Consider the following 24,278-nt stretch of genomic DNA (forward strand, 5'->3'; position numbering starts at 1 on the left):
GACCAGAGTTTCGAGGCCGCGCGCGAGGGCGGCCTCGAAACTCTGGTCGAACAGGAAGAATTCGAGTTCGCTCGCCATGAAGGCGGTATAGCCCATATCCGCCAGACGCTTCACCTGGGTCTTCAGGATCGTGCGGGGCGAGTGCGGCACCTCTTCATGGGTATGGTGATCGAGCACGTCGCACAGCACAAGCGCAGTGCCTTCAAGCCACGGCAGCTTGCGCAGCGTCGCAAGGTCCGGCTTCATCGTATAGTCGCCGTAACCCTTCTCCCAGCTGCTGGCCTTGTAGCCCGGCACGGTTTCCATCTCCATGTCGGTCGCCAGCAGATAGTTGCAGCTGTGCGTTTCCTTAAAGGCGCTGTCGACGAAATATTCCGCCTGAAAGCGCTTGCCCATCAGACGGCCCTGCATGTCCACCTGCGCCGCGATCACGGTGTCGATCCGCCCGGCCGCCACGTCGATCTTCAGGTCGTCAAAGGTATAAGTCGAAGTCATATCGATATCCGTTCGAAAGGAGGATACCGCCGCGCCTCCCCGCGCGGCGGCAGGATGCCGGCGATGGCTCAGGCCTCGCCGACGGCTGCCTCGGCGGCAGCAATCTCGGCCTTGCGCTTGGCGATGGCGTCGCCGATCGGCGGGCCCATGAAACGACGGTTCTCGAAGCCGAACCAGACGATCGCCGTCAGCACAAGGAAGCCGACGGTGATTTCCAGCGCCCAGTCGTTTGGCGGCTGCACGCCGATGTAGAAGATGATGGCCATCGAGATGATCACCAGCACTGACACCAGCTTGTAGGTACCGATCCCCATGTTCCACGGCCCCATCTTCGGCCACTTCGGCGTGCCGATGGCCACCAGGCCAAGCGCGATCGGCAGGGCAAAGGACAGGAACAGGAAGATGACCGTGCAGGACACGACGATCGAATAGGCCGGCGTCCCGGCAATCGTGATCGCCGAGGTGAACCAGATGAACAGGACCGACAGGATCGACCCCGTCCAGATGGCCGCCACCGGCGTGCGGTATTTCGTGCTGACCTTGGCAAGCGCCGCCGAGGCGGGCAGGCCCTTGTCGCGCGAGAAGGCGAAGATCATGCGCGAGACGGAGGTGACCGTCGCCAGGCCGCAGAGGAACTGCGAGACGAAAATCAGCGCGTAGAGCACGGTCTTCACCGTGGCATTCACCTGGGTATCCATGGCCCAGAAGAACACGTTCCAGCCCTGCTTGGCCGCATCCTCCATGTTGGGCAGCATCAGGACGAAGGCGCACAGCATGATGTAGCCGAACACGGCGGACCATATGACGGCAGACACCATGCCCTTCGGCACGGAGACGGCCGCCTTCACCGTTTCCTCCGAGGTATGGGCAGAGGCATCATAGCCGGTGATGGTGTAGATCGGCAGAAGCAGGCCAAGCAGGAAGGCCATGCCGCCCGAGACGACATTCGGCCAGACCGCCGCGCCCGTCATCGTGCCATCGGCAGCCATTGTCGGCTGGCCCGTGTAGTTGGCGAAGGTGAAGAGCCGGGCAAACTCGTAGCTCGGCGCAGACACCAGACACACGATGGTGAGAGCCAGCGCGGTGGCAAAGATCAGATAACCGGAGAAATCGGTCAGCTTGGCGGTCAGGCCGATCCCGAAATGATTGATCAGGGCCTGCAGTGCCGTGATGACGGCAGCAAAGACGACGCGATGGACAAGCGTATCCTCGATGCCGAACGTGGTACCGAAGGCGCCGAAGAAGAAGTAGAAGGTGCCGACATTGATCGCGCCGAGCACGGTGACGAGGCCAAGCAGGTTGAGCCAGGCCGACAGCCAGCCGGTAAACCGGTTGCCGAGGATGGAGCCCCAGTGATAGAGGCCGCCGGCTGTCGGATAGGCGGAGCTGATCTGCGCCAGACCCAGCGCGAAGATGCCGGAGATCAGGCAGCCCAGCGGCCAGCCGATGCCGATGGAAGCACCACCGGCCCCGGCCGTTGCCTGCCCCAGCGAATTGATGCCGCCGGACAGGATGCAGATGATCGAGAAGGAAATGGCAAAATTGGAAAACGAGCTCATGCGACGCTCGAGTTCCTGCGCATAGCCCATGGAGTGCAGGATCTGGATATCCTGCTTCTTATCGCTTTCAGTATAATCGGACATGACGTTCCCCTGTTCACAAGATCCGCCGTCTGCCGGACGGATTCCGAGATTGAACTTGCGCAGCTTTCGCTGCGGTCACGCAAACAACTGCTCCCGCGGGGTCTTCGTCTTTTTATGATCGGTGCATGTCGGCGAGTGTCTCGCCGAGCAGCCCCGTCAGGAAATCGGCCACAACCCCTTGGCCGGTTTCCTCCTGAATAAGGTCGTTGCGCACCTCGATCATCACGTTGAGCAGGCCCGCCGGAATGGCGTGCTCTTCCAGCGTATGGGTCACCCCGTCCGTGGGCCCATACGGCTCGTTGCGCGCGATGCGATAGAGATGCGTGGTCTTGGCCGCCTTGAGGAGCGCATCGGCAAGACGGGCATCCCGCTCGTGCAGGATGCCGATCTCCACCGCGCGCGGCTGACCGAAATAGATGGGTGTGAAACTGTGGACGGTGACAAGCACTGTCGGTCTGCCCGCCGCACGGCGCGCGGCAATCTCCTGCGCAATCCGGCTGCGGAACGGCAGATAGATGGCTTGCGCACGCGCCGCCTTCTCCCCGTCCGTCAGGTTCGCATTGCCGGGAATCTGATAGACTTCGCTGACATCACGGATGGCGCCGGGCGATTCCGGCGGACGATTGCAATCATAGGCGAGCCGCGAAAAGCGCTGGTGGATGAGAACGGCATCGAGCTGCCTTGCCATGATCATCGCGACCGGGAGCGCGCCGGGATCCCAGGCGATATGCGAGGACAGCGCCTCTGCCGATAGACCGAGCGTTCCGAGCGATGCAGGAAGCAGGCGACCGCCATGCTCGCACACGAGGAGAACCTCGCCGCGTCCTTGCGGGTTTTCCACAGCGACCGGTTGCCCGTCCGCCTCAGTCAGCAGGTGCGTCTGCGCAAGCATGGATCATCCAGCCCCCTGTGATCATGAAGAAGAGAATTCTTCAACATTGGGTCGCCGTCAATCACCATGCTGAAAGATTCTTTTCAGCGGACACATTGACTTTCATCCGCAGTCGATTGTTAATTCCTGCATGTAAACCGGCAGAAGACCGGCAAGGGGAAAACAGGGAAACGTGACGTCACCTCCACACACGGTGCTGGACGTCATCCGTCTGAACTATGACGGACTGACGCCTGCCGAGCGAAAGCTGGCCGACAGCCTGCTGGAACACTATCCGGTGTCCGGCCTCGGCAGTATTACGACCGTTGCGGAAAATGCCGGCGTATCAACGCCGACCGTGGCCCGCATGGTGCAAAAGCTCGGCTACAAGGGATATCCGGAGTTCCAGCAGCACCTGCATCAGGATCTGGAAGCAACCATTTCAAGCCCGATTGCCAAGCACGACCGCTGGGCGGCCGGCGCGCCGACAGCCCATATTCTCAACCGCTTCGCCGATGCCATCACCGCCAATCTGCGCGACACCCTGAGCAGTCTCGATGTCGCGACTTTCGATGGCGCGGCCGCACTCCTGCGGGACGAAAAGCGCAGCCTCTATTTCGTTGGCGGTCGCATTACGGGCGCGCTTGCCGAATACTTCTTCACCCACATGCAGGTGATCCGGCCGAAGACAACGCTCATCTCCACCAATCGCAGTTCCTGGCCGCAATATCTCCTGAACATGAGCCCCGGCGACGTGCTGGTGATTTTCGACATCCGTCGCTACGAGCAGGAACTTGCGACGCTCGCAGAAGCGTCGGCGGCCAGCGGCGTGGATATCATCCTGTTCACCGATGTCTGGGCCTCTCCGGTCGCCCGCCATGCCCGCCATGTGTTCAAGATCAGCATCGAGGCGCCGTCCGCCTGGGATTCGTCCGTGGTGACGCTGTTCACGGTGGAGGCGCTGATCGAGGCGGTGCAGAGTGCGGCCTGGGAAAAGACCCGTGAGCGCATGAATTCACTGGAAAAGCTCTTCGAACGGTCAAGGCTGTTTCGCCGGCCGACGCCGGCGGAAGGAAGCTAAGCCACTGTAAAGACGCCAAAAGAAGAAGGAGAACGCAAGGCGGCATCGCCATCGTCAGTGTTAACAATCCTGTCACATGCCATTCATCAAACGACTCTACGAGTCGCGCCACACGACAACACCCCAGGAGGACATCGTGATGACCAAGTTCCATCGACTGCTTTCCATGACCACTGCCATGGTCGTTGCGACGGCAAGCCTCGCCTATGCCGAACCGAGCGCAGAACTGATTGCTGCCGCCAAGAAGGAAGGCATGCTGACGACGATCGCCCTGCCCCACGACTGGTGCGGCTATGGCGATGTGATCGCTTCGTTCAAGAAGAAGTATCCGGAAATCCAGGTCAACGAACTGAACCCGGACGCCGGCTCGGCAGACGAAGTCGAAGCCATCAAGGCCAACAAGGACAACAAGGGCCCGCAGGCTCCGGACGTCGTGGACGTGGGCCTCGCCTTCGGTCCGCAGATGAAGAAGGAAGGCCTGCTTCAGCCTTACAAGGTCTCCACCTGGGCCGAAATCCCTGACAACCTGAAGGACGCCGAAGGCTACTGGTACGGCGACTATTACGGCGTCATGTCGCTTCTGGTGAACAAGGACCTGGTGAAGAACACGCCGAAGGACTGGTCTGACCTGAAGAAGCCGGAATATGCCGGCCAGGTTGCGCTTGCCGGCGACCCGCGTGCCTCGAACCAGGCCATTCTCGGTGTTCTCGCGGCCGGCATGGCAGGTGGCGCCAAGGCTGGCAAGGATGCCGGCGAAGCCGGCCTGAAGTATTTCGCCGAACTCAACAAGGCCGGCAACTTCGTCCCCGTCATCGGCAAGTCCGGCACGCTGGCACAGGGCGCAACCCCGATCGTCGTGATGTGGGACTATAATGCGCTGGCCGCCAAGGACACGCTGGCCGGCAACCCGCCGGTGGACGTCGTCGTTCCGGCGTCTGGCGTTCTGGCCGGCGTCTACGTTCAGGGCATCTCGGCCTATGCACCGCACCCGAACGCCGCCAAGCTGTGGATGGAGCACCTCTATTCCGACGAAGGCCAGAACCTGTGGCTGAAGGGCTACTGCCACCCGGTCCGTTTCAACGCCATGGTCAAGGCCGGCAAGGTTCCGCAGGACCTGATCGCCAAGCTGCCGCCGGCAGCCGCCTATGAAAAGGCCTACTTCCCGACGCTCGAGGAAGTCGATGCCAACAAGGCTGCCGTCACCGGCGGCTGGGACAAGGTCGTTGGCGCCAACGTCAAGTAACTGAACTGAAATCCGGTGCCGCCTCGCATTTGACAATCGAGGCGGCACCGTTTTTGCATAACCTGCGATGACTGCAGGAAAGAGGGGCAAGACGAGATGTCGACAGAGACGGCCACGAAGGCCAACAGCGCTGCGCCGCCAGGACGGTTCGCGCGCTTCCCGATGCACTGGCTGGGTGTCGTGCCATTTGCCGCCTTCGTTCTGCTGTTCCTGATCCTGCCGACGATGAAGATCGTCATCGGCGCGTTCCAGACCGCGGATGGCGGCTTCACGCTTTCCAATGTGGCGGGGCTCTTCACGCCCTCGATTCTGGCGGCCTACTGGATTTCCATCAAGATCAGCTTCATGTCCGCGATCCTCGGCTGCCTGATCGGCTTCGCCATGGCCGCCGCCGTGGTGCTGGGCGGCCTGCCGCGCTCGATCCGCGATCCGCTCCTGACCTTTTCCGGCGTCGCATCGAACTTTGCCGGCGTGCCGCTTGCCTTCGCCTTCCTGGCAACGCTCGGGCCCGTCGGCCTCGTCAACCTGTTCCTGCGCAGCGAATTCGGTGTGGACCTGCGCATGCTGGGCTTCAACATTCTTTCCTTCTGGGGCCTGACGGTCACCTATCTGTTCTTCCAGATCCCGCTGATGGTCCTGATCATCACGCCGGCGCTGGACGGGCTGAAGAAGGAATGGCGGGAGGCGGCCGCCATTCTCGGCGCGACCAACGGCCAGTACTGGCGCATGGTGGGCTTTCCCATCCTGCTGCCCTCGCTGCTCGGCACGCTGGCGCTCCTGTTTGCCAATGCCTTCGGCGCCGTGGCAACCGCGATCGCGCTGACAGGCTCCTCGCTCAATATCGTGCCGATCCTGCTCTATGCCCAGATTCGCGGCGATGTGCTCGGCGATCCGCATCTTGGTTATGCACTGGCCTTCGGCATGATCGTCGTGACCGGCTGCGCCAATGCGATCTACATCTGGCTTCGCGCCCGCAGCGAGAGGTGGCTGAAATGAAACGTCTCTGGGCCTGGGCCGCGCTGATCATCGGCCTCATCTATTTCATCCTGCCGCTCGTCGGCATGACCAATTTCTCGCTGAAGATGCGGCGCGGCGAATATTCCTTCGATGCCTATGCCAAGGTCTTCGCCGACAGCCGCTTCCACGAGACCTTCGGCTACTCCGTGTGGATGGCACTGCTGACCATCGTCTTCGGCGTATTCCTGGTGGTGCCGACGGCCTACTGGGTGCGGCTGAAGCTGCCCTATCTTCGCCCCTATATCGAGTTCGTCACGTTGCTGCCGCTGGTCATTCCGGCGATCGTCATCGTGTTCGGCTATATCCGGCTCTACAATACCTCGAGCTGGCTGCCGCTGACGGGCTCCTATGTCGGCACCGACGTGCTGCTGGTGTTCGGCTATGCGACGCTCAGCCTTCCCTACATGTACCGCGCGGTGGATACGGGGCTTCGCACGATCGACGTGACGACGCTGACGGAGGCCGCCCAGAGCCTCGGCGCCGGCTGGGCCACCATCATCGGCCGCGTGATCCTGCCGAATGTCACCGTTGCCGTGATGTCCGGCGCCTTCGTCACCTTCGCCATCGTGATGGGCGAGTTCACCATGGCGGCGCTTCTGAACAAGCCCGCCTTCGGCCCCTACATGCAGTTGCTCGGCGCCAACCGGGCCTATGAACCTGCCGCGCTGGCGGTTATCGCCTTCGGCATCACCTGGGCCTGCCTTGGCCTGATGCAGCTTGTTTCCCGGCTGCAGAAAACCCCGCAGCGCCCGGTTTGAGGATTTTTATCCATGAGTTTTCTGACACTGACCCATCTGCAAAAATCCTTCGGCACCGTGAAGGTCGTCCATGACTTCAATATGGCGATTGAGAAGGGCGAATTCATTTCCTTCCTCGGCCCATCCGGCTGCGGCAAGACCACCGTGCTGCGCATGATTGCCGGCTTCGAAACGCCGACCGGCGGCACCATCGAGATCGACGGCAAGAACCAGACCAACCTTCGCCCCAACCAGCGCAATATCGGCATGGTGTTCCAGGCCTATGCGCTGTTTCCCAACATGAATGTCTTCGACAACGTGGCCTTCGGGCTGAAGGTGGCAGGCAAGCCGAAGGGGGAGATCGAGACCCGCGTGAAGGAGATGCTGAAGCTGATCCATCTCGAGCATCTGGCCGACCGCTATCCCTACCAGATGTCCGGTGGCCAGCAGCAGCGCGTGGCGCTCGCGCGCGCCCTGGCGCCAAAGCCGCAGGTCCTGCTGCTCGACGAGCCGCTGTCGGCGCTCGATGCCAAGATCCGCGTGTCGCTGCGCGAGGAAATCCGCCAGATCCAGCGCCAGCTTGGCATCACCACCGTCTTCGTCACGCATGACCAGGAAGAGGCATTGTCCATTTCCGACCGCATCGTGGTAATGAATGCCGGCAAGGCCGACCAGATCGGCACGCCGGGCGAAATCTACAACCGCCCGACCACCCGCTTCGTCGCCAATTTTGTCGGCACGCTGAACGTGGTGCAGGCCGTGCTGGTGAATGGCGCAGCCGGCACCGTGCAGATCGGTAACAAAACGCTGCAGCTGTCGCAGCCGGTCACGGGCAAGGCCGATGGCAGCAGCATCTCCCTCGCCTTCCGTCCCGAAGCCGCCACGCTGGCGGATGCCGCAAACGGCGATGCGGCGCTCTCCGGCACCGTGATCTCCTCGAACTTCCTCGGCTCGGTTCTGCGCACCAAGGTGGATCTCGGCGGCAACATCGTCTCCTTCGACATGTTCAACCAGCCGTCTGCCGTTCTGCCGAAGACGGGCGACACCGTTTCGCTTTCGCTGCAGCAGGATGGACTGATGGTGCTGGGAGACTGAGCCGAGCCTCTTGCGATCCGGGCAAATCAGGCTACTGCTATGCCCGGTTTATGACAGGAGACGAGATCATGCGCGCCCTCTATTACGAACGTTTCGGTGAAGCGCCGGTGGTTGCCAACCTGCCCGATCCGACGCCGTCCGACGATGGCGTGGTGATCGCGGTCAAGGCAACGGGCCTCTGCCGCAGCGACTGGCACGGCTGGATGGGGCATGATTCCGATATCCACCTGCCGCATGTGCCGGGCCATGAATTTGCCGGTGTGATTGCCGCGACAGGGCGTGACGTGCGCCGCTTCAAGGTGGGTGACCGCGTCACCGTGCCTTTCGTCTCCGGATGCGGACATTGCCATGAATGCCGCTCGGGCAACCAGCAGGTCTGCGAGGCGCAGTTCCAGCCGGGCTTCACCCACTGGGGTTCGTTTGCCGAATATGTGGCGATCGACCATGCCGAGCAGAACCTTGTATCGCTGCCGGAAAGCATGTCCTATGCGACGGCGGCGAGCCTTGGCTGCCGCTTCGCCACCTCCTTCCGCGCCGTGGTGGACCAGGGACGGCTGAAGGGCGGCGAGTGGCTTGCCGTGCATGGCTGCGGCGGCGTCGGCCTCTCGGCCATCATGATCGGCAAGGGACTTGGCGCGCGCATCGTGGCGATCGACATTGCCGCGGACAAGCTGTCGCTGGCGCGCGACCTCGGCGCCGATGTGACCATCAACAGCCGCGACGTGGCCGATGTGGCGGAGGCCGTGCGCGAGGTGACCGGCGGCGGTGCGCATGTTTCCGTCGATGCGCTCGGCCATCCGCAGACCTGCTGCAACTCGATCTCCAACCTCAGGCGGCGCGGCCGCCATGTGCAGGTGGGCCTGATGCTGGCCGACCATGCCATGCCGCAGATCCCGATGGCGCGGGTCATCGCCCATGAGCTGGAAATCTATGGCAGCCATGGCATGCAGGCCTGGCGCTACGATGCCATGCTGTCGATGATCGAGGCCGGCACGCTGCAACCGGAGAAGCTCATTGGCCGCCACATCAGCCTCACCGATGCGGCAGAAGCCCTTCCCGCCATGGACAGCTTCCGCGAAAGCGGCATCAGCATCATCGACCGCTTCGAGTAACCTCCCATGACCTTTCGTCTCGACGTCATTGCCAGCCTCTCCGATGCTGGCAAACCGGGCCGTCCCAACGAGGACCGTTTTGGTGCCAACCGAACCGCCGCCTTCGTGCTGGACGGCGCCACCGGCCTCGGCGACCGGCAGTTCATGACCAGCCATGACACAGATGCCGCCTGGATTGCCGATTACGCGACGCGGCGGATGGCCGTGGAGCTGACGCCGGAGGTGGAGGTCGCAGATGTGCTGCGCGCCATCAGCGCCGATGCGCGCACACTCTTCGATGCGACGGCGGGCGAACAGCCACGCTATGCCTGGCCGGCGGCCGCGCTGGCAGGGCTCCGCGTCACGGAGCGCGGCCTCGAATTCTTCGGCCTCGGGGACAGCGTCGTCTATCTCCTGCATGATGACGGTCGCGCCGAGACGCTGACCGCCCTGCCCCAGGCCTTCGAACGGGAACAGGCCGCCGCCCGCGCCCATCTTTCCCGCCTCGGCGGCATCGGGGCGGCGGGCGCCCTCGTTCACGATCCGCAGACGCTTCAGGATCTGAGGGCAAGCCGTGCCAGACAGAACACGCCGGAGGGCTGGGTCTGGTCGCTGGGCCTTGTCCCCGAGGCGGCCGACCATCTGGCGCTCCAGACGATCCCGCTCTCGGGCGGCGCCACCGCCGTGATCTGCTCGGATGGCCTTGCCGATCTCGTCAGCCTCTACAAGACGACGGATGCCGCCAACCTCGTCCGCCGCGCCGCCACCGCCGGTCTTGGGTCCCTTATCGCGGAACTCAGGCATCTGGAGCGCGAGGTGGACCCGGACGGGCTCAAATACCCACGCTTCAAGCAGAGCGATGATACCACGGCGATGCTGGTGCGGGTGGAGGGGTGAGGCAGGTTTCAATCATCCGCCAGAGTGTGACAATGAATATATCTAACTATCTCCAAATGCGGAGAGCCAAAGAGTGAAGCGGCAACATACGACACCTTTATTGATTTCAGCGGATGATAATTCCGTCTCTCTAGCCGTTGAACTTGACCTCGGAGCATCGGGGCATGGAATGGCCGAGAGCGAAATTCGGGATCTTATACATAAGCATCCGCTGTGCTTACCTATCGCTGAAATTGACCCACTCTTCACCGGTGCCGTTTCCATATGCACAGAGCTTCGAACACCCGCGGGACCAATCGACAATTTTCTCGTGACTGCAGACGGGATGCCAGTGATCGTCGAGTGCAAACTCTGGAGGAATTCGCAGAGCCGACGCGAGGTGGTTGGCCAAATACTCGACTATTCCAAGGAACTGACGAAGTGGTCAGCATCAGATGTCCAGCGTGAGGTTAGCCGTCGAACAGGTCGGAAAGGTAACGTTGTCGTCGATATTCTCCGCAACGGCGGATACGAGATCAATGAGATATTTTTCAATGATGCTCTGAGCTATAACCTGCGCCGCGGAAGATTTTTGTTGCTAATCGTAGGCGACGGGATACGGGAGGGTGTTGAGGCTATATCGGATTATCTGCAAGCACATGCTGGCTTGCACTTCACATTCGGTCTCGTTGAAATGCCGGTCTATAGAACCCCGGACGGCGGCAAATTACTTGTGCCCAGGGTGCTGGTACGCACCCAATCAGTTGTGAGAACTGTCATATCTCTGCCGAACGGCACAGTTATTGCTGAAGAACAAAGCATAGAAGAAGAATTGGAAACTTCGCCCGAGCGGACAGAAATCTTGATTAGACGCAGGGAGGTAAACAAATCGTTTTGGGAAGATTTCCTGCAAGATCTGAAACTTGATGACCCTGATCAACTAGTGCCGAAACCCTCCATCGGGGGCAAAATTACGTTCAAACTCGGCTCGGCTTCCGGCTCGGCATGGATAACCGTTTACCGTGAGGTAAACCCGGATACTGTGGGCGTGTTCCTATCATTCCGCAGCGGCTCGATAGGAGAGCATACGTCGCAAGCGCTTTCAGCTCAGGCATCGGAAATCAAAGAAGAACTTCCATTTGCAACAGTGGATTTCGCTCAGGCACGTCCACAGGTTTCTGCAACTCTCCGCGTCGGAGATCTTGAGGATGCCGTCAACAGGGACCGTGCGCTGTCTTGGTTACGGGAAAAGGCAAACAGCTTCATCAACGCCCTGCGCCCAAGAACGAGATCAATTGAGGAAGAACTGCAGTTGGGACGCAACGGCCGGGAGCAATAGGGAGGCTGAAAACCGCTTCCTAGCGTTCCCGGAAGTCCATAACTGATGCCGGTCATCCATATGCGTCTGGAAGAGTAAAGCCCCCCTCACGCCGCGTCGTCCACCGCCTCCTCGCCGCTCACCGGCACGTAGTTCAGCACAGGCCCCAGCCAGCGTTCAACCTCGGTGATCTCCATGCCCTTGCGACGGGCATAGTCTTCCACCTGGTCGCGCTCCACCTTGGCCACGCCAAAGTAATAGCTGTCGGGATGGCCGATATAGAGGCCGGAGACGGAGGAGCCGGGCCACATGGCAAAACTTTCCGTCAGCACCACGCCAGTGGTTTCCTCGGCCTTCAGGAGATCGAACAGCGTGCGCTTTTCGGTGTGGTCGGGCTGGGCGGGATAACCGGGCGCCGGGCGGATGCCGGCATAGGCTTCCGCCACCAGCTCTTCGTTGGAAAAGCTTTCGTCCCTGGCATAGCCCCAGTACTCGCGGCGCACCTGTTCATGCATGCGCTCGGCAAAGGCCTCGGCAAAGCGGTCGGCGAGCGCCTTGACCATGATCGAGGAATAGTCGTCGTTGGCGCGCTCGAAGCGTTCGGCGATCGCCACCTCCTCGATGCCGGCCGTCACCACGAAGCCGCCGACATAGTCCACCTTGCCGCTCTCGAGCGGGGCGACGAAATCGCTGAGGGCCACGTTCGGACGGCCATCGCGCTTGGAAAGCTGCTGACGGAGCGTGAAGAAGGTCGCGAGGTCTTCGGCGCGGTTCTCGTCGGTGAACAGGCGGATGTCGTCGCCCACCGCATTGGCCGGCCAGAAGCCGATGACGGCGCGCGGACGGAACCACTTTTCCTCCACGATCTTCTTCAGCATGGCCTGCGCATCGGCATAGAGCTGGCGCGCCGCCTCGCCCTGCTTTTCGTCCTCAAGGATCGCCGGAAAACGCCCCTTCAACTCCCAGGTCTGGAAGAAGGGCGTCCAGTCGATATAGGGCACAAGCTCGTCCAGCGCGTAATCCTCGAACACCTTGGTGCCGGTAAAGCTTGGCGTGGTCGGCTGATAGGCCGCCCAGTCGATCTTCTGCGCATTGGCGCGCGCCCGCTCGATCGGCAGGCGCACCTTCTCCGCCTCGGCGCGGGCGTGGGCCGCCGCCACCTTGGCATATTCGGCCCGGATCGTTTCGACATAGGCCTCGCGGCCGCCTTCGGCGAGCAGGCTGGAGACGACGCCGACGGCGCGGCTGGCATCCGTTACATAGACCGCCTGCCCCGCCTTGTATTGCGGATGGATTTTGACGGCCGTGTGCACACGGCTGGTGGTCGCACCGCCGATCAGCAGCGGCATGTCAAAGCCCTGGCGCTCCATTTCGGCGGCCACATGCACCATTTCATCCAGCGACGGCGTGATGAGGCCGGAGAGGCCGATGATATCGACCTTCTGTTCCTTCGCCACCTCGAGGATCTTCGTCGCCGGCACCATGACGCCGAGATCGATGATCTCGTAATTGTTGCAGGCGAGCACGACGCCGACGATGTTCTTGCCGATATCGTGCACATCGCCCTTCACGGTCGCCATCAGCACCTTGCCGGCGGCCTGCTTCTCGTCGCCGCCGTTGAGGCGCTTTTCCTCTTCCATGTAGGGAAGCAGCACGGCAACCGCCTGCTTCATCACGCGGGCGGATTTCACCACCTGCGGCAAAAACATCTTGCCGGAGCCGAACAGATCGCCCACCACGTTCATGCCGGCCATCAACGGCCCTTCGATGACATGCAGCGGACGCTCCGCCTGCTGGCGGGCCTCCTCGGTATCCACCTCGATGAAATCGGTGATGCCGTTGACCAGTGCATGCGACAGACGCTTTTCCACCGGCCATTCGCGCCAGGCGAGATCCTGCGCCTTGGCCTCCTTGGCGCCGGCGCCACGGAAGCGCTCGGCCACTTCCAGCATGCGCTCGGTCGAATCCTTGCGGCGGTTCAGCACCACGTCCTCGCAGGCCTCGCGCAGGTCCGGATCGATATTCTCGTAGATCGCCAGCTGGCCGGCATTCACGATGCCCATGTCCATGCCCGCCTGGATGGCGTGGTAGAGGAACACCGCATGCATGGCCTCGCGCACCGGCTCGTTGCCGCGGAAGGAGAAGGAGAGGTTCGAAACACCGCCGGAAATATGCACCAGTGGCATTTCCTGCCGGATGGTGCGCGTTGCCTCGATGAAATCGACGCCGTAATTGTCATGCTCCTCAATGCCGGTGGCGACCGCGAAGATATTGGGGTCGAAGATGATGTCTTCCGGCGCAAAGCCCGCCTGTTCCGTCAGGATCTTGTAGGCGCGCCGGCAGATCTCCACCTTGCGGGCATAGGTATCGGCCTGCCCCTGCTCGTCGAAGGCCATCACGACCACAGCGGCGCCATAGCGGCGGATCAGACGGGCCTGCCGGACAAAATTCTCCTCGCCTTCCTTTAGCGATATGGAGTTCACCACGGCCTTGCCCTGCACGCATTTGAGGCCGGCCTCGATGATCTCGAATTTTGACGAATCGATCATCACGGGAACGCGCGCGATATCCGGCTCGGCAGCGATGAGGTTCAAAAACTCCACCATGGCGCGGCCGGAATCGATGAGGCCCTCGTCCATGTTGATGTCGATGATCTGGGCACCGTTTTCCACCTGGTCGCGGGCGACCGCAAGTGCCGAGGTATAGTCGGCAGCTGTGATCAGCTTGCGGAATTTGGCCGAGCCCGTGACGTTCGTGCGCTCGCCCACGTTGACGAAGGGAATGTCCTTGGTGAGCGTGAACGGTTCGAGACCGGAGAGCGACATGAAGGGCCGGTGTTCCGGCACCTGGCGCGGGGCAAATTCCTTCACCGTCTCGGCAATGGCGCGGATATGCTCAGGGGTAGAGCCGCAGCAGCCGCCGACCACGTTGACGAGGCCTTCCCTGGCGAATTCGCGCACCTGCCGCGCCATGTCGTCCGGCGACTGGTCGTACTGGCCGAATTCGTTCGGCAGGCCGGCATTCGGATAGGCGCAGACGAAGGTATCGGCCACCGCCGACACTTCCTGCAGATGCGGGCGCATGGCATCTGCCCCCAGCGCACAGTTGAAGCCGATGGTGAACGGGTTGGCGTGGCGAACCGAATTCCAGAAGGCCGTCGGCGTCTGACCGGACAGCGTGCGGCCGGAAAGGTCGGTGATCGTGCCGGAAATCATCACGGGCAGGCGGATGCCCTTCGCCTCGAAGCGCTCCTCGCAGGCAAAGATCGCCGCCTTGGCGTTCAGCGTATCGAAGATCGTCTCGATCAGGATGATGTCGGCACCGCCATCGATCAGACCGTCGATCTGCTCGGCATAGGCAAGCCTCAGATCATCAAAGGAAACAGCGCGGTAGCCGGGATTGTTGACATCCGGCGAGATGGACGCGGTGCGGTTGGTCGGACCGATGGCGCCGGCCACAAAACGGCGCTTGCCATCCTCGCGCATCGCCCGCTCGATCGCCCGGCGCACCACCTGCGCGCCTTCGCGGTTGAGATCGTAGACCGCCCCTTCCATCTGGTAATCGGCCTGGGCGATGCGGGTCGAGGAGAAGGTATTGGTCTCGATGATATCCGCGCCCGCCATGGCATAGCGATAGTGAATCTCCTCGATCGCCTGCGGCTGCGTCAGAATCAGCAGGTCGTTGTTGCCCTGCTGGTGGCAGGCGCAGCCGATGAAACGCTCGCCGCGGAAATGATCCTCATCGAAGCCCAGCCCCTGGATCTGCGTGCCCATGGCGCCATCCAGAATGAGAATGCGCTCGCGCGCGGCCTTCGCCAGCGCCTCGAAGATCTCGTGACCGTTGCGCGCCGCTCCTTCGGGACCAAACAGATGATCAAACACAGGCACTCTCCTCGGGGGCTTGGATGGCAGATCAGGGTTAATCACATAAAGATATCTTTATGTCAATATTTTACCGGGAGAACGCTCTGGCCTGCAATCGGTCATGACAGTCTCTCCCGGGACCGGTATAGGCATGTTCCGTTGCCATTCCAAGTTTCGGAGCTCGCATGAACGCCGCCGGACCGCTTCCTTCGCTCTGGGCAGACCGCCCGTACCATCGCCACTGGCTTCTTGCCCAGGCGGAAGGCCTGATGGATTTCTTCCAGTACCGCGCCATCAATCCAAAGGGCGGTTTCTACGATCTGGACCCTCAGGGCGCGCCGCTTACCACCCACAACCCGGTGCGTGGCATTCACGCCAGCGCCCGCATGGTGCACTGCTTCGCGATCGCCCACCTGCTCGGCCGTCCGGGTGCCGCCGACGTGGTGGATCACGGCATGCGCTACCTCTGGGAAAAGCATCGCGACCAGACCCACGGCGGCTATTTCTGGCAGGCGAATGACGATGGGGCAGCCGACGCCTCCAAGCAGGGGTATGGCCATGCCTTCGTGCTGCTGGCGGCATCCTCCGCCAAGGTGATCGGCCATCCCCTGGCCGACAGCATGCTGGCAGACATTACCGAGGTCATCGAGACGAAATTCTGGGAGGAGCGCCACGGCGCGATTGCGGAAGAGTTTTCACAAGACTGGCAGCCGGTGCCCGGCTATCGCGGCCAGAATTCCAACATGCACCTGACCGAGAGCCTGATGGCCGCCTTCGAGGCGACGGGCGAGCGCCCGTATCTGGCAAAGGCGGAGAGCATTGCCGACCTTTTGATCAACCGCCGCGCCCGCGAAGAAGGTTTTCGCGTAGCGGAGCATTTCTCCGAGGAATGGGTGGTCGACCGCGACTACTACCATCCGAACGAGATGTTCCGTCCGGCCGGCACGACGCCGGGCCACTGGCTGGAATGGGCACGCCTGCTGCTGCAGCTTTATGCGTTGGGTGGCAAGCGCCATGCCTGGATGCCGGAGGCGGCCGCAGCCCTGTTCGAGCGCTCGATGACGCTCGGCTGGGACAAGGAGAAGGGCGGCTTCTTCTATACGCTCGACTGGCAGGACCGGCCCGACAAGCGCTCCAAGCTGTGGTGGCCGATGAGTGAGGCGGCCGGCGCCGCCCACTTCCTCAACCAGCATGTGCCGAGCGCCTTCCACGAGGAGAGCTATCGCACCATCTGGTCTACGATTGCCGCTCATTTCCTCGACCGCCAGAACGGCGGCTGGTTCGAAGAAACCACCGAGGATCTCGTACCGGCCAATACGCTGTTTCCCGGCAAGGGCGATATCTATCACGCCTTGCAGGCCTGCCTTATCCCGCTGTTCCCGGCAACCGGCAGCCTGACCAAGGTCGTTCAGGAGCATGGCGCGGCGCTTTAGGGGAATTTCAAGCCACCGGCCATTGCGCCGGTGGCGCCCCTCCAGCAGGTGGCAAGCCCGGCTTGCCGCCTCTTCTCACGCGGCAGCTTCAAGCATCTTGCGGCGCAGAAGCCAGGCATTCTTGCCAAGACGGAAACAGAACCCTGGCGCCGGCACGCCGGAGAGGTTCAGCACCGTCTCATACATGTTTTCCGCGCCAAGCTTTGCCACCGCCTTCTGGGAGCGGATATTGGTCGGCGCGATGTGGAACCACACCTCGTCATAGGTTTCAAACGCATGATCGAGCATCAGCCGCTTCAGCTCGAAATTGGTGCGCCCGCCCCAGTATTCATGATTGATGAATGTGTAGCCGATGGACAGGCTGTCTTCACGATCCGGCGCCGGGTAATAGCGCGAACAGCCGATGATCGTGTCTCTTGCCCTGTCGATGACGGCAACGGTTCCGCCGCTGTCCAGCAGAAGCCCGAAATACGGTTCGAATTTTTCACGCGTGTAGCGGTCGCTGGCCGGATGGCCGGCCCAGACGGCGGGATGGCCGGCAGCAGCAAACAGCCCGTCCCAATCGTCGCGCCCGAGCGGCCGGATGGAGATCGACGGACCATCAAGGCTCGGCTGCGGATCAAAACTCGGCCTGAACATCAAGATCTGCCTTCCAATCATGAAACGGGTTCCCCGCCGGGACTTCGGGGAGACGTGACTGAATGTCAACGACGGATATCGCCCACCATCTCGCGGATACGGCGCGCCAGCACGTCGTAATCATAGGGCTTGGTCACCAGCTTTGCCTTGGCAAGCCCCTCCGATCCCGGCACATGCATGTCGCCGGTCGCAAAGATCACCGGCAGGTCCGGATGCGTGTCGCGCATGCGCCGCAAGAGATCGAGACCATTCATGTCCGGCAGGTGCACATCGGTCACAAGAATGTCGATCGCGGCCCCATCGACGGCCTCCAGCGCCTCGCGCGCCGTGCCCGCCTCCACCACCGTCATGCCGAAATCCTGCAGGTAATCAGCCGTCGAGATGCGGATCAGCGCCTCGTCCTCGCAGAGCAGAACGCGGATCGATGGAGGCGGACCACTCGATGCCGACGGGACGGTCGTTGCACCGTCCGAAGACGGGCCGCGTAGCCTCGCCTTGTCCAGCAGCATGCGGATCTTGCGGGCCAGCGTTTCGCGGGCATAGGGCTTGCTCAGAAGATTGACGCCGGGATCCAGCCGGCCGCCATGCACGATGGAATTTTCGGTATAGCCCGAGGTGAACAAGACCTCGATGTCCGGTCGGCGCTCCTTGGCCTTGCGGGCCAGTTCGCTGCTCTTCAGACGCCCGGGCATCACCACATCGGTAAAGAGAAGATCGATCGGCACGCCACTTTCGATGATCGCAAGACCGCTATCCGCATCGCGTGCCTTCAGCACCTTGTACCCGAGTTCGCTGAGCAGGCTGACGGTGATGTCGCGCACCGCCTCGTCATCCTCCACCACGAGAATGGTCTCCGTGCCGCCGGTCACCGGACCACCGGAATCATCCGCGAGCATGTCTTCAGCATCCATGGAGCGCGGCAGGTAGATGCGCACCGTCGTGCCGCTGCCAACCTCGCTGTAAATGTTGATGTGACCGCCCGACTGCTTCACGAAGCCATACACCATGGAAAGCCCAAGGCCCGTACCCTTGCCTTCCGGCTTGGTCGTGAAGAAGGGATCGAAGGCGCGCGACAGCACCTCAGGCGGCATGCCGCAGCCGGTATCGCTGACGGCGAGCATCACATATTGCCCCGGCTCCACATCGAAGGCGTTCTGGGCATAGCGATCGTCGAGATAAGCATTGCCGAGTTCAATGGTCAGGCGCCCGCGCCCATCCATGGCATCGCGTGCATTGATGGCGAGGTTGAGAAGCGCATTCTCCACATTGGATGGGTCGACCAGGGTGTTCCACAGACCACCACCGACGATGGTATCGATCTCGATCGCCTCGCCCAGGCTGCGGCGGATCAGGTGGTCCATTTCCCGCACCAGCCGGCCGAGATTGAGAACCTTCGGTGCCAGCGGCTGGCGTCGCCCGAACGAGAGCAACTGGGAGGCAAGGCGCGCGCCACGCGAGGCTCCGGACAACGCACTGCTCAGCCGCCGCTCGGCCGCCTCGTTGCCTGCAAGATCCTTTGCAAGCAATTGCAGGTTTCCGGTAATGACCTGCAGAAGATTGTTGAAATCGTGCGCGATGCCGCCGGCCAGATTGCCGATAGCCTCCATCTTCTGGCTCTGGCGCAGCACTTCCTGCGTGCGCAGCAGTTCGGCCGTACGCTCCTCCACCCGGGTTTCAAGCGTATTGGCCAGGTTTTCCAACCGGCTGACCGTCTTCTTCTGCTCCTCGATATCCGTATTGGTGCCGACCCAGCGGACAATGTCGCCGCGCGCATTTCGGATGGGCACCGCACGACTGAGGAACCAGCGGTAATTGCCTTCCCGGCAGCGCAGCCGCATCTCGGTGTGATAGGCATCACCCGTCTTGATCGACGCGGCCCATGTCGTCGCCACGACCGAGAGATCATCGTGATGCACGAGGTCACGAATCCGGCTCAGTTCTTCCGGTGTCTCGGGCAGGCCGGAATAGTCGCGCATGGCAAGGTTGGCCCAATCCAGCGTTCCTTCGGCGGTCGCGGTCCAGACATGGTTCGGCAGCGACTGCGCCAGGGTCTGGAATCGATTCTCGCTCTCGCTGGCGGCATCCTGTGCCCGCTTGAGATCCGTCACGTCATGGCCCTGTACGAAGGTACCGATGATCTCGCCGCTGCCGTCGCGCAATGGCTGATAGATGAAGTCGAGGAAGCGATTCTCCCGCTCGGCATCGGGCCCACGCTGCAGCGAAACGATGGCGCCATGCGCGCTGTAGGGCTGGCCGGTGCGATAGACCTGATCCAGCAGCTCGAAGAAGCCCTGGCCGCTGATATCAGGCAGCGCTTCGCGCACAGGCTTGCCGATGAGGTCACTGCGCCCCACAAGCGCCAGATAGGCCGCATTGGCGATCTCGAACACGTGGGTCGGCCCGCGCAGCACCGCCATGAAGCCCGGTGCCTGTTCGAACAGACCGCGCAGATATTCCCGCTCACGCCCCAGCGCCAGGTTCTCGCCCTGCACCGCATCGGCTCGCCGCAGCACGTCCGTCTCGATCTTCCATGCATTTTGCGGCGCCGCCTGCCGCAACATGTGCAGTTCGGTCACATCCACCGTATGCTGCAGGATCAGCCGCACCTGACCGTCTTCGCCAAGGATCGGTGTATGGGTCGCGCTCCAGAAGCGCTCTTCCATGGAGCCATCCGGCTTGGCGATCGGATAGGGAATGATCGGCAGATGATCCACCTGCCGTGTCTGCAACACCTTGGCGAAGGACTGCCGCAGCATGCGTCCATGCCCCGAATCCGGATCGCTCGGAAACGCATCGAAGATGCCGCGGCCCAACAGCGCCTCGCGCGTCTGCATCGTGGCAGCAAGATAGGCATCGTTCATGCCGACCATCACAAGCTGCGGATCGACGATGACGTAAGGATTGGGAGATAGATTGAAGAGGTGATCAAGATCGAGCCCGGAGAGCCCAGTCCTACGAAACATTCGATGCCCCACGCCACTGCCCTGTTATTTGCGCGCATATAGCGCAGCACTGGACAAAGACAATGGCGCAAGCATTCACATGCGACAATGCATCGGAATTTGTTTCAGACGCGGTGGCGCGGCGCGGTCAGTGGAAGACGGGAACCATGTCGGCAAGGCGCCTCGCGGCCGCGAGATCCCGTTCGTAGGACTTGCGCAGACGCGGATGCTCGTTGGCAAGACCGACGGAGCGCATTGCAGGAAAGGCACCATCGGGATAGGTGCCTGTCGGCTCGGCAAGGTCGCTGCGGTTGCGAAGTTGTTCGATAAGCCGGAATACCATGACGCCCTCCTGTTCAGCCCGATAACGACACATCGGGCCACACGTTCCATGAAAAACCGGAAACCTTAAGAATTAACCATGCAAGCAGCTGATCGAGCTTGGCTTTCGACAAAAAGGTTTTCCACAGGAGGGAGGCTGGTACGGTGAAGCCAGCAGTGAACAGAACGGAACATAGCAAAAACGCATTTGTTCCCTTTCCCGCGCTATCCACAGATTGTCCACAGTTTGTCCAGAGCGCACGGATGCTTCGGATTGCCTGACATGCAAGCCTTTGCGGCATCCGCGTTGGTCGCCCTGTGCATCGGGCCCCTTCACCATCCACCGCAGAGAGCCGTCGGTCAAAAAATCACCGGTTCGGACCACTTCTCTACAATTATGTCGCATTTGACTGACATTTTGCGCGTGTTGCGGAGGAACAGGGCATGGAAAGCGATCTCAGCATCAATGATGTCAAGGCAGACCCGCTGATCGCACTGCTGATGCAGGCAGACGGCGTACGGATCGAGGATCTGGAAATCTTGCTGAAGGCAACAACGCAGGCACAGGTGGAGCGTCTGGAAACGCGCATCCGCGAGCAGCGCGCCCGCGAATTCTATCAGCGTCTGGATCTCAGCCTTGCAGGCACATCGACGCAGCGTGGCCAGCGGCGCACAAGACCCTGAAAGCCTGGAGAGTGACGGTGAGGATCGATTGACGGGTGGCGGCACATGCTACTGCCTGGCGCGTGACGGCTGACCTGGCGTGATCCGCAGATCCACGTCTTCTTCGGACTCCGGCATCGCTTCATTTTGAAACACGGCATTGTGCGGTTCTTGACACTTGCACCACCCCGCCGGAAGGTGCCCCCCCCGCCCGGGATCAGGCGTGCATGGCGGCGGGCGCCGCGGCAATATAGCCCGTGAAAAGCGCAGTCAGAGACCGCGACAACGACCCCTTGACTGGACGAGCCTTGTCAATCAAGGCTTCCCATCCGCTGCGACGAGAACAGCGCGCGTGAGGCGACCTGCAACGCCAGGTGGGTAGTGAAGCGCTTGGGAGGACAGCAACCCAAGAGAGTATTGCGCGCCAGCTATAAACAATCATAAATTGATTGAGATAAAATGTGAGCGGCACTCGGACGGTTTGCGGGGCGATTTGCGACAGCCATGCCGCATCGCCACTTTCCTTTCACCAAAGGAACTGACAAACTATCCCTATTGATTTGTACGGGGACACAATCATGAAGACAGATACGGAACTTCTCTGCGCACAGGCCAGCGCCCTGTCGTCAGCAGCCCTGCTGACCTCGCTGATCGGTCGTCTGGTCCAGAACGGCGTTCTTTCACAAGACGACGAAAAGGCGATCTACACCAACGCACTCGACGCCCTTGACGAGAATGGCGAAGATGATCCGTCCGGTGTTTTCGACCTTGCACGCGAACTGATCGAGGACCAGATCCCGTCTTCCAGTGAAACCGTCACCCTCACGCTGGTCAGCGCATCGGCTTGATATTCTTGTTCGCGTCAGTTTTTGGCACGATCTCCAGCGCAAAGCAAGCGGCTCGCGACGGATTTGTCGCGAGCCGTTTCATTTTGGAACTTCCGGATATTCGATATCTCCGATTGGCTGGCGCCGAACCCGGTCGCTGGAGCTTTTCCGGTGAAAACCAGATCACCTGAAATGCTCTGTCTCTTTGTTTTCACACAGTCAGGACGCAAAACCGCTGACGCACTTTTGGCTCGGACGGGCTCTCGGGCCGGCATGCTCCATCGGATCAGAATTCTTCCCAGTCTTCCTTGAGGGCGTTGGCACCGCTCACGGCCACAGCCGGGCGGGATCGGGCAGGTGTCCGGGCAGGCGCAGCGCGCTGCTGCACGGCAGGCCTTGCCCCGACGACAATGGCGCCGCCGTGACCGCCGAGCGCAAAGCGGCCGAGCAGTTCGCGAAGGCTGGCGGTTTCGTTGGCAAGGGCGGCGCTGGCGGCATTCGACTGCTCGACCATGGCCGCATTCTGCTGCGTCATCTGGTCCATCTGGTTGATGGCGGAATTCACCTCGGCAAGGGCAACGGACTGCTCCTTGGCAGCATTGGCGATCGCCTCGATCCGCTCGTTCACCGCGGAGATGTTCTGCTCGATCGCCTTCAGCACCTGGCCGGTCTCGCTGACCAGACGCACCCCGCTTTCGACCTCGACGGAGGAGTTCTGGATAAGGCCCTTGATCTCCTTGGCGGCGGCGGCAGAACGCTGGGCAAGTTCGCGCACTTCCTGCGCGACCACCGCAAAGCCCTTGCCCGCCTCGCCGGCACGGGCAGCCTCGACGCCAGCATTCAAGGCGAGAAGATTGGTCTGGAAGGCGATCTCGTCAATCACGCCGATGATGTTGGAAATCTGTCCGGAGGACGATTCGATGCGCGCCATGGCGCTGACCGCATCGGCCACGACACGTGCCGAACTGACGGCACTGGAGTTTGCGGTGGCGGCGGCGGCCTTCGCCTCGTCGGCACGCTGCGAGGAATTGGTCACATTGGTCGTGATCTGGTCGAGGGCTGCAGCGGTCTCCTCCAGGGATGCGGCCTGCTGTTCCGTCCGCTTGGACAGATCCTGCGCGCTGCGGCTGATTTCGCGCGTGCCGGTATCGATTTCCTGGGTGGACTGCGAGACGGAGCGCAGCGTGGTCCCCAACTGCCGCAGGGCCTCGTTGAAATTTTCGCGCAGCGGTTCGAAGTCCGGTGCAAAGGGCTTGTCGATGGTTGTGGCAAGATCCCCGGAAGCCAGACGCTGCAGGCCCTGGCCGATGCGACCCACCGCCTTGACGCGATCGGTCACGTCCGTTGCGAACTTCACGACCTTGGCCACCTTGCCGTTGGCATCGAAGATCGGGTTGTAGGAGGCGCTGATATAGACGGGCTTGCCACTCTTGCTGATGCGGGTGAATTCGGCAGCCTGATAACGCCCCTCGTTGAGATCGGCCCAGAATTGCTTGTAGGCGGGGCTTGCCGCGTAGTCCGGCTCGACGAACATCGCATGGTCCTTGCCCTGTATCTCGTCCAGCCGGTAGCCCAGCACCTTGCAGAAGTTTTCGTTGGCGGTGACCACCTTGCCCTGGGGCGTGAACTCGATGATGGCCTGCACGCGGCTGATGGCTGCCATCTGGTTCTGATAATCAAGATTCTGAAGACGGGCATTGGCGTCGAACCACTCCACCGCGAACCCGATCACGCTGCCGCCTTCTTTCAGCGGCGTCACCGTGAGATCGAAGGCCCGCTTGCCAACCCAGATGGTGGCCTTGTGTGGCGCCTGCAGCCGCGCCAGCATGCTGCGCTGGTGCTGCGGATTCTTGTGAAAGACGTCGATGGTGCTGCCAACCAGCGTGCTGACGTTGAAGCTCGGCAATTCCTTCTTGAGATCGGACTCCGCCTCCTGGAGCAGGCCGCGAACCGCCTGGTTCATATACCGGATCCTGAGCTGCGTATCCGCGATCATGATATTGGCGGACACATCGTCCAGCGCCCGCATGCGCGCGCGGTTGCTCTTGCTCATCAGGTCCAGCATTCCTACCTCCTTGGTGACTCGGTCAAACGGACACCGGAACCAGGGATTGGAACGGTCG

General features: G+C 61.6%; 18 protein-coding genes and 1 pseudogene. 11 read left to right on the plus strand and 8 right to left on the minus strand.

The annotated features are described in order from the left end of the window. From FNA46_RS23580 to FNA46_RS23590, 3 genes and pseudogenes are all read right to left on the minus strand, one after another. A pseudogene (locus FNA46_RS23580) lies at positions 1-495 on the minus strand (glutamine synthetase); the annotation flags it as partial. A 68-nt stretch (positions 496-563) separates the two neighbouring features. After that, positions 564-2,138, minus strand: coding sequence for an amino acid permease (locus FNA46_RS23585; protein ID WP_143127669.1), 1,575 nt, complete (start codon positions 2,136-2,138; stop codon positions 564-566). A gap of 112 nt (positions 2,139-2,250) precedes the next feature. Next, positions 2,251-3,030 (minus strand): N-formylglutamate amidohydrolase, encoded by a 780-nt coding sequence (locus tag FNA46_RS23590; protein WP_143127670.1) that lies wholly within the window; start codon positions 3,028-3,030, stop codon positions 2,251-2,253. Between the two features lie 172 nt (positions 3,031-3,202). Here FNA46_RS23590 and FNA46_RS23595 point away from each other — a divergent pair, with 172 nt between their 5' ends. From FNA46_RS23595 to FNA46_RS23630, 8 genes are all read left to right on the plus strand, one after another. Beyond that, the gene (locus FNA46_RS23595; RefSeq protein WP_143127671.1) at positions 3,203-4,090 is read left to right on the plus strand and encodes a MurR/RpiR family transcriptional regulator; all 888 of its coding nucleotides are present in this window, start codon (positions 3,203-3,205) and stop codon (positions 4,088-4,090) included. A 139-nt stretch (positions 4,091-4,229) separates the two neighbouring features. Then, a complete protein-coding gene (locus FNA46_RS23600) occupies positions 4,230-5,333 on the plus strand; it encodes an ABC transporter substrate-binding protein (protein ID WP_425468803.1) in 1,104 nt (367 codons plus the stop codon). Positions 5,334-5,495: 162 nt separating this feature from the next. Then, positions 5,496-6,329, plus strand: a complete 834-nt coding sequence (locus tag FNA46_RS23605) for an ABC transporter permease (RefSeq protein WP_425468804.1) — start codon at positions 5,496-5,498, stop codon at positions 6,327-6,329. Beyond that, a complete protein-coding gene (locus FNA46_RS23610) occupies positions 6,326-7,108 on the plus strand; it encodes an ABC transporter permease (protein WP_143127674.1) in 783 nt (260 codons plus the stop codon). Before FNA46_RS23605 ends, FNA46_RS23610 begins: the two co-directional genes overlap by 4 nt. A gap of 12 nt (positions 7,109-7,120) precedes the next feature. Beyond that, on the plus strand, positions 7,121-8,182 hold the full coding sequence (locus FNA46_RS23615) for an ABC transporter ATP-binding protein (RefSeq protein ID WP_143127675.1): 1,062 nt from the start codon (positions 7,121-7,123) through the stop codon (positions 8,180-8,182). 68 nt (positions 8,183-8,250) lie between these two features. Next, positions 8,251-9,294, plus strand: a complete 1,044-nt coding sequence (locus FNA46_RS23620) for a zinc-dependent alcohol dehydrogenase family protein (protein WP_143127676.1) — start codon at positions 8,251-8,253, stop codon at positions 9,292-9,294. A gap of 6 nt (positions 9,295-9,300) precedes the next feature. Continuing rightward, complete coding sequence (locus FNA46_RS23625; protein ID WP_143127677.1) at positions 9,301-10,170, plus strand: protein phosphatase 2C domain-containing protein; 870 nt, start codon at positions 9,301-9,303, stop codon at positions 10,168-10,170. A 73-nt stretch (positions 10,171-10,243) separates the two neighbouring features. Next, positions 10,244-11,488, plus strand: coding sequence for a PDDEXK family nuclease (locus FNA46_RS23630; protein WP_143127678.1), 1,245 nt, complete (start codon positions 10,244-10,246; stop codon positions 11,486-11,488). An 86-nt stretch (positions 11,489-11,574) separates the two neighbouring features. Here FNA46_RS23630 and metH read toward each other — a convergent pair whose 3' ends face one another. Continuing rightward, on the minus strand, positions 11,575-15,348 hold the full coding sequence (metH, locus tag FNA46_RS23635) for a methionine synthase (RefSeq protein WP_143127679.1): 3,774 nt from the start codon (positions 15,346-15,348) through the stop codon (positions 11,575-11,577). A 167-nt stretch (positions 15,349-15,515) separates the two neighbouring features. Here metH and FNA46_RS23640 point away from each other — a divergent pair, with 167 nt between their 5' ends. After that, a complete protein-coding gene (locus FNA46_RS23640; RefSeq protein ID WP_143127680.1) occupies positions 15,516-16,763 on the plus strand; it encodes an AGE family epimerase/isomerase in 1,248 nt (415 codons plus the stop codon). Between the two features lie 75 nt (positions 16,764-16,838). Here the strand turns inward: FNA46_RS23640 and FNA46_RS23645 are convergent, their stop codons facing one another. From FNA46_RS23645 to FNA46_RS23655, 3 genes are all read right to left on the minus strand, one after another. After that, positions 16,839-17,402, minus strand: coding sequence for a GNAT family N-acetyltransferase (locus FNA46_RS23645; RefSeq protein ID WP_143127703.1), 564 nt, complete (start codon positions 17,400-17,402; stop codon positions 16,839-16,841). Positions 17,403-17,467: 65 nt separating this feature from the next. Beyond that, positions 17,468-20,365, minus strand: coding sequence for a hybrid sensor histidine kinase/response regulator (locus FNA46_RS23650; RefSeq protein ID WP_143127681.1), 2,898 nt, complete (start codon positions 20,363-20,365; stop codon positions 17,468-17,470). Between the two features lie 127 nt (positions 20,366-20,492). After that, positions 20,493-20,687 (minus strand): hypothetical protein, encoded by a 195-nt coding sequence (locus FNA46_RS23655; protein WP_143127682.1) that lies wholly within the window; start codon positions 20,685-20,687, stop codon positions 20,493-20,495. Between the two features lie 422 nt (positions 20,688-21,109). Between FNA46_RS23655 and FNA46_RS23660 the strand changes: the two genes are divergently transcribed. Continuing rightward, the gene (locus tag FNA46_RS23660) at positions 21,110-21,349 is read left to right on the plus strand and encodes a hypothetical protein (protein WP_143127683.1); all 240 of its coding nucleotides are present in this window, start codon (positions 21,110-21,112) and stop codon (positions 21,347-21,349) included. A gap of 557 nt (positions 21,350-21,906) precedes the next feature. After that, entirely contained in the window at positions 21,907-22,176 is a 270-nt protein-coding gene (locus FNA46_RS23665; protein ID WP_143127684.1) for a hypothetical protein, read from the plus strand. A 265-nt stretch (positions 22,177-22,441) separates the two neighbouring features. On the opposite strand, the gene FNA46_RS23670 is transcribed toward FNA46_RS23665, so the two are convergent. After that, complete coding sequence (locus FNA46_RS23670; protein ID WP_143127685.1) at positions 22,442-24,220, minus strand: methyl-accepting chemotaxis protein; 1,779 nt, start codon at positions 24,218-24,220, stop codon at positions 22,442-22,444. Between the last annotated feature and the right edge of the window lie 58 nt (positions 24,221-24,278).

This window comes from Affinirhizobium straminoryzae, assembly GCF_007004135.1.
Taxonomy (GTDB): Bacteria; Pseudomonadota; Alphaproteobacteria; order Rhizobiales; family Rhizobiaceae; genus Neorhizobium; species Neorhizobium straminoryzae.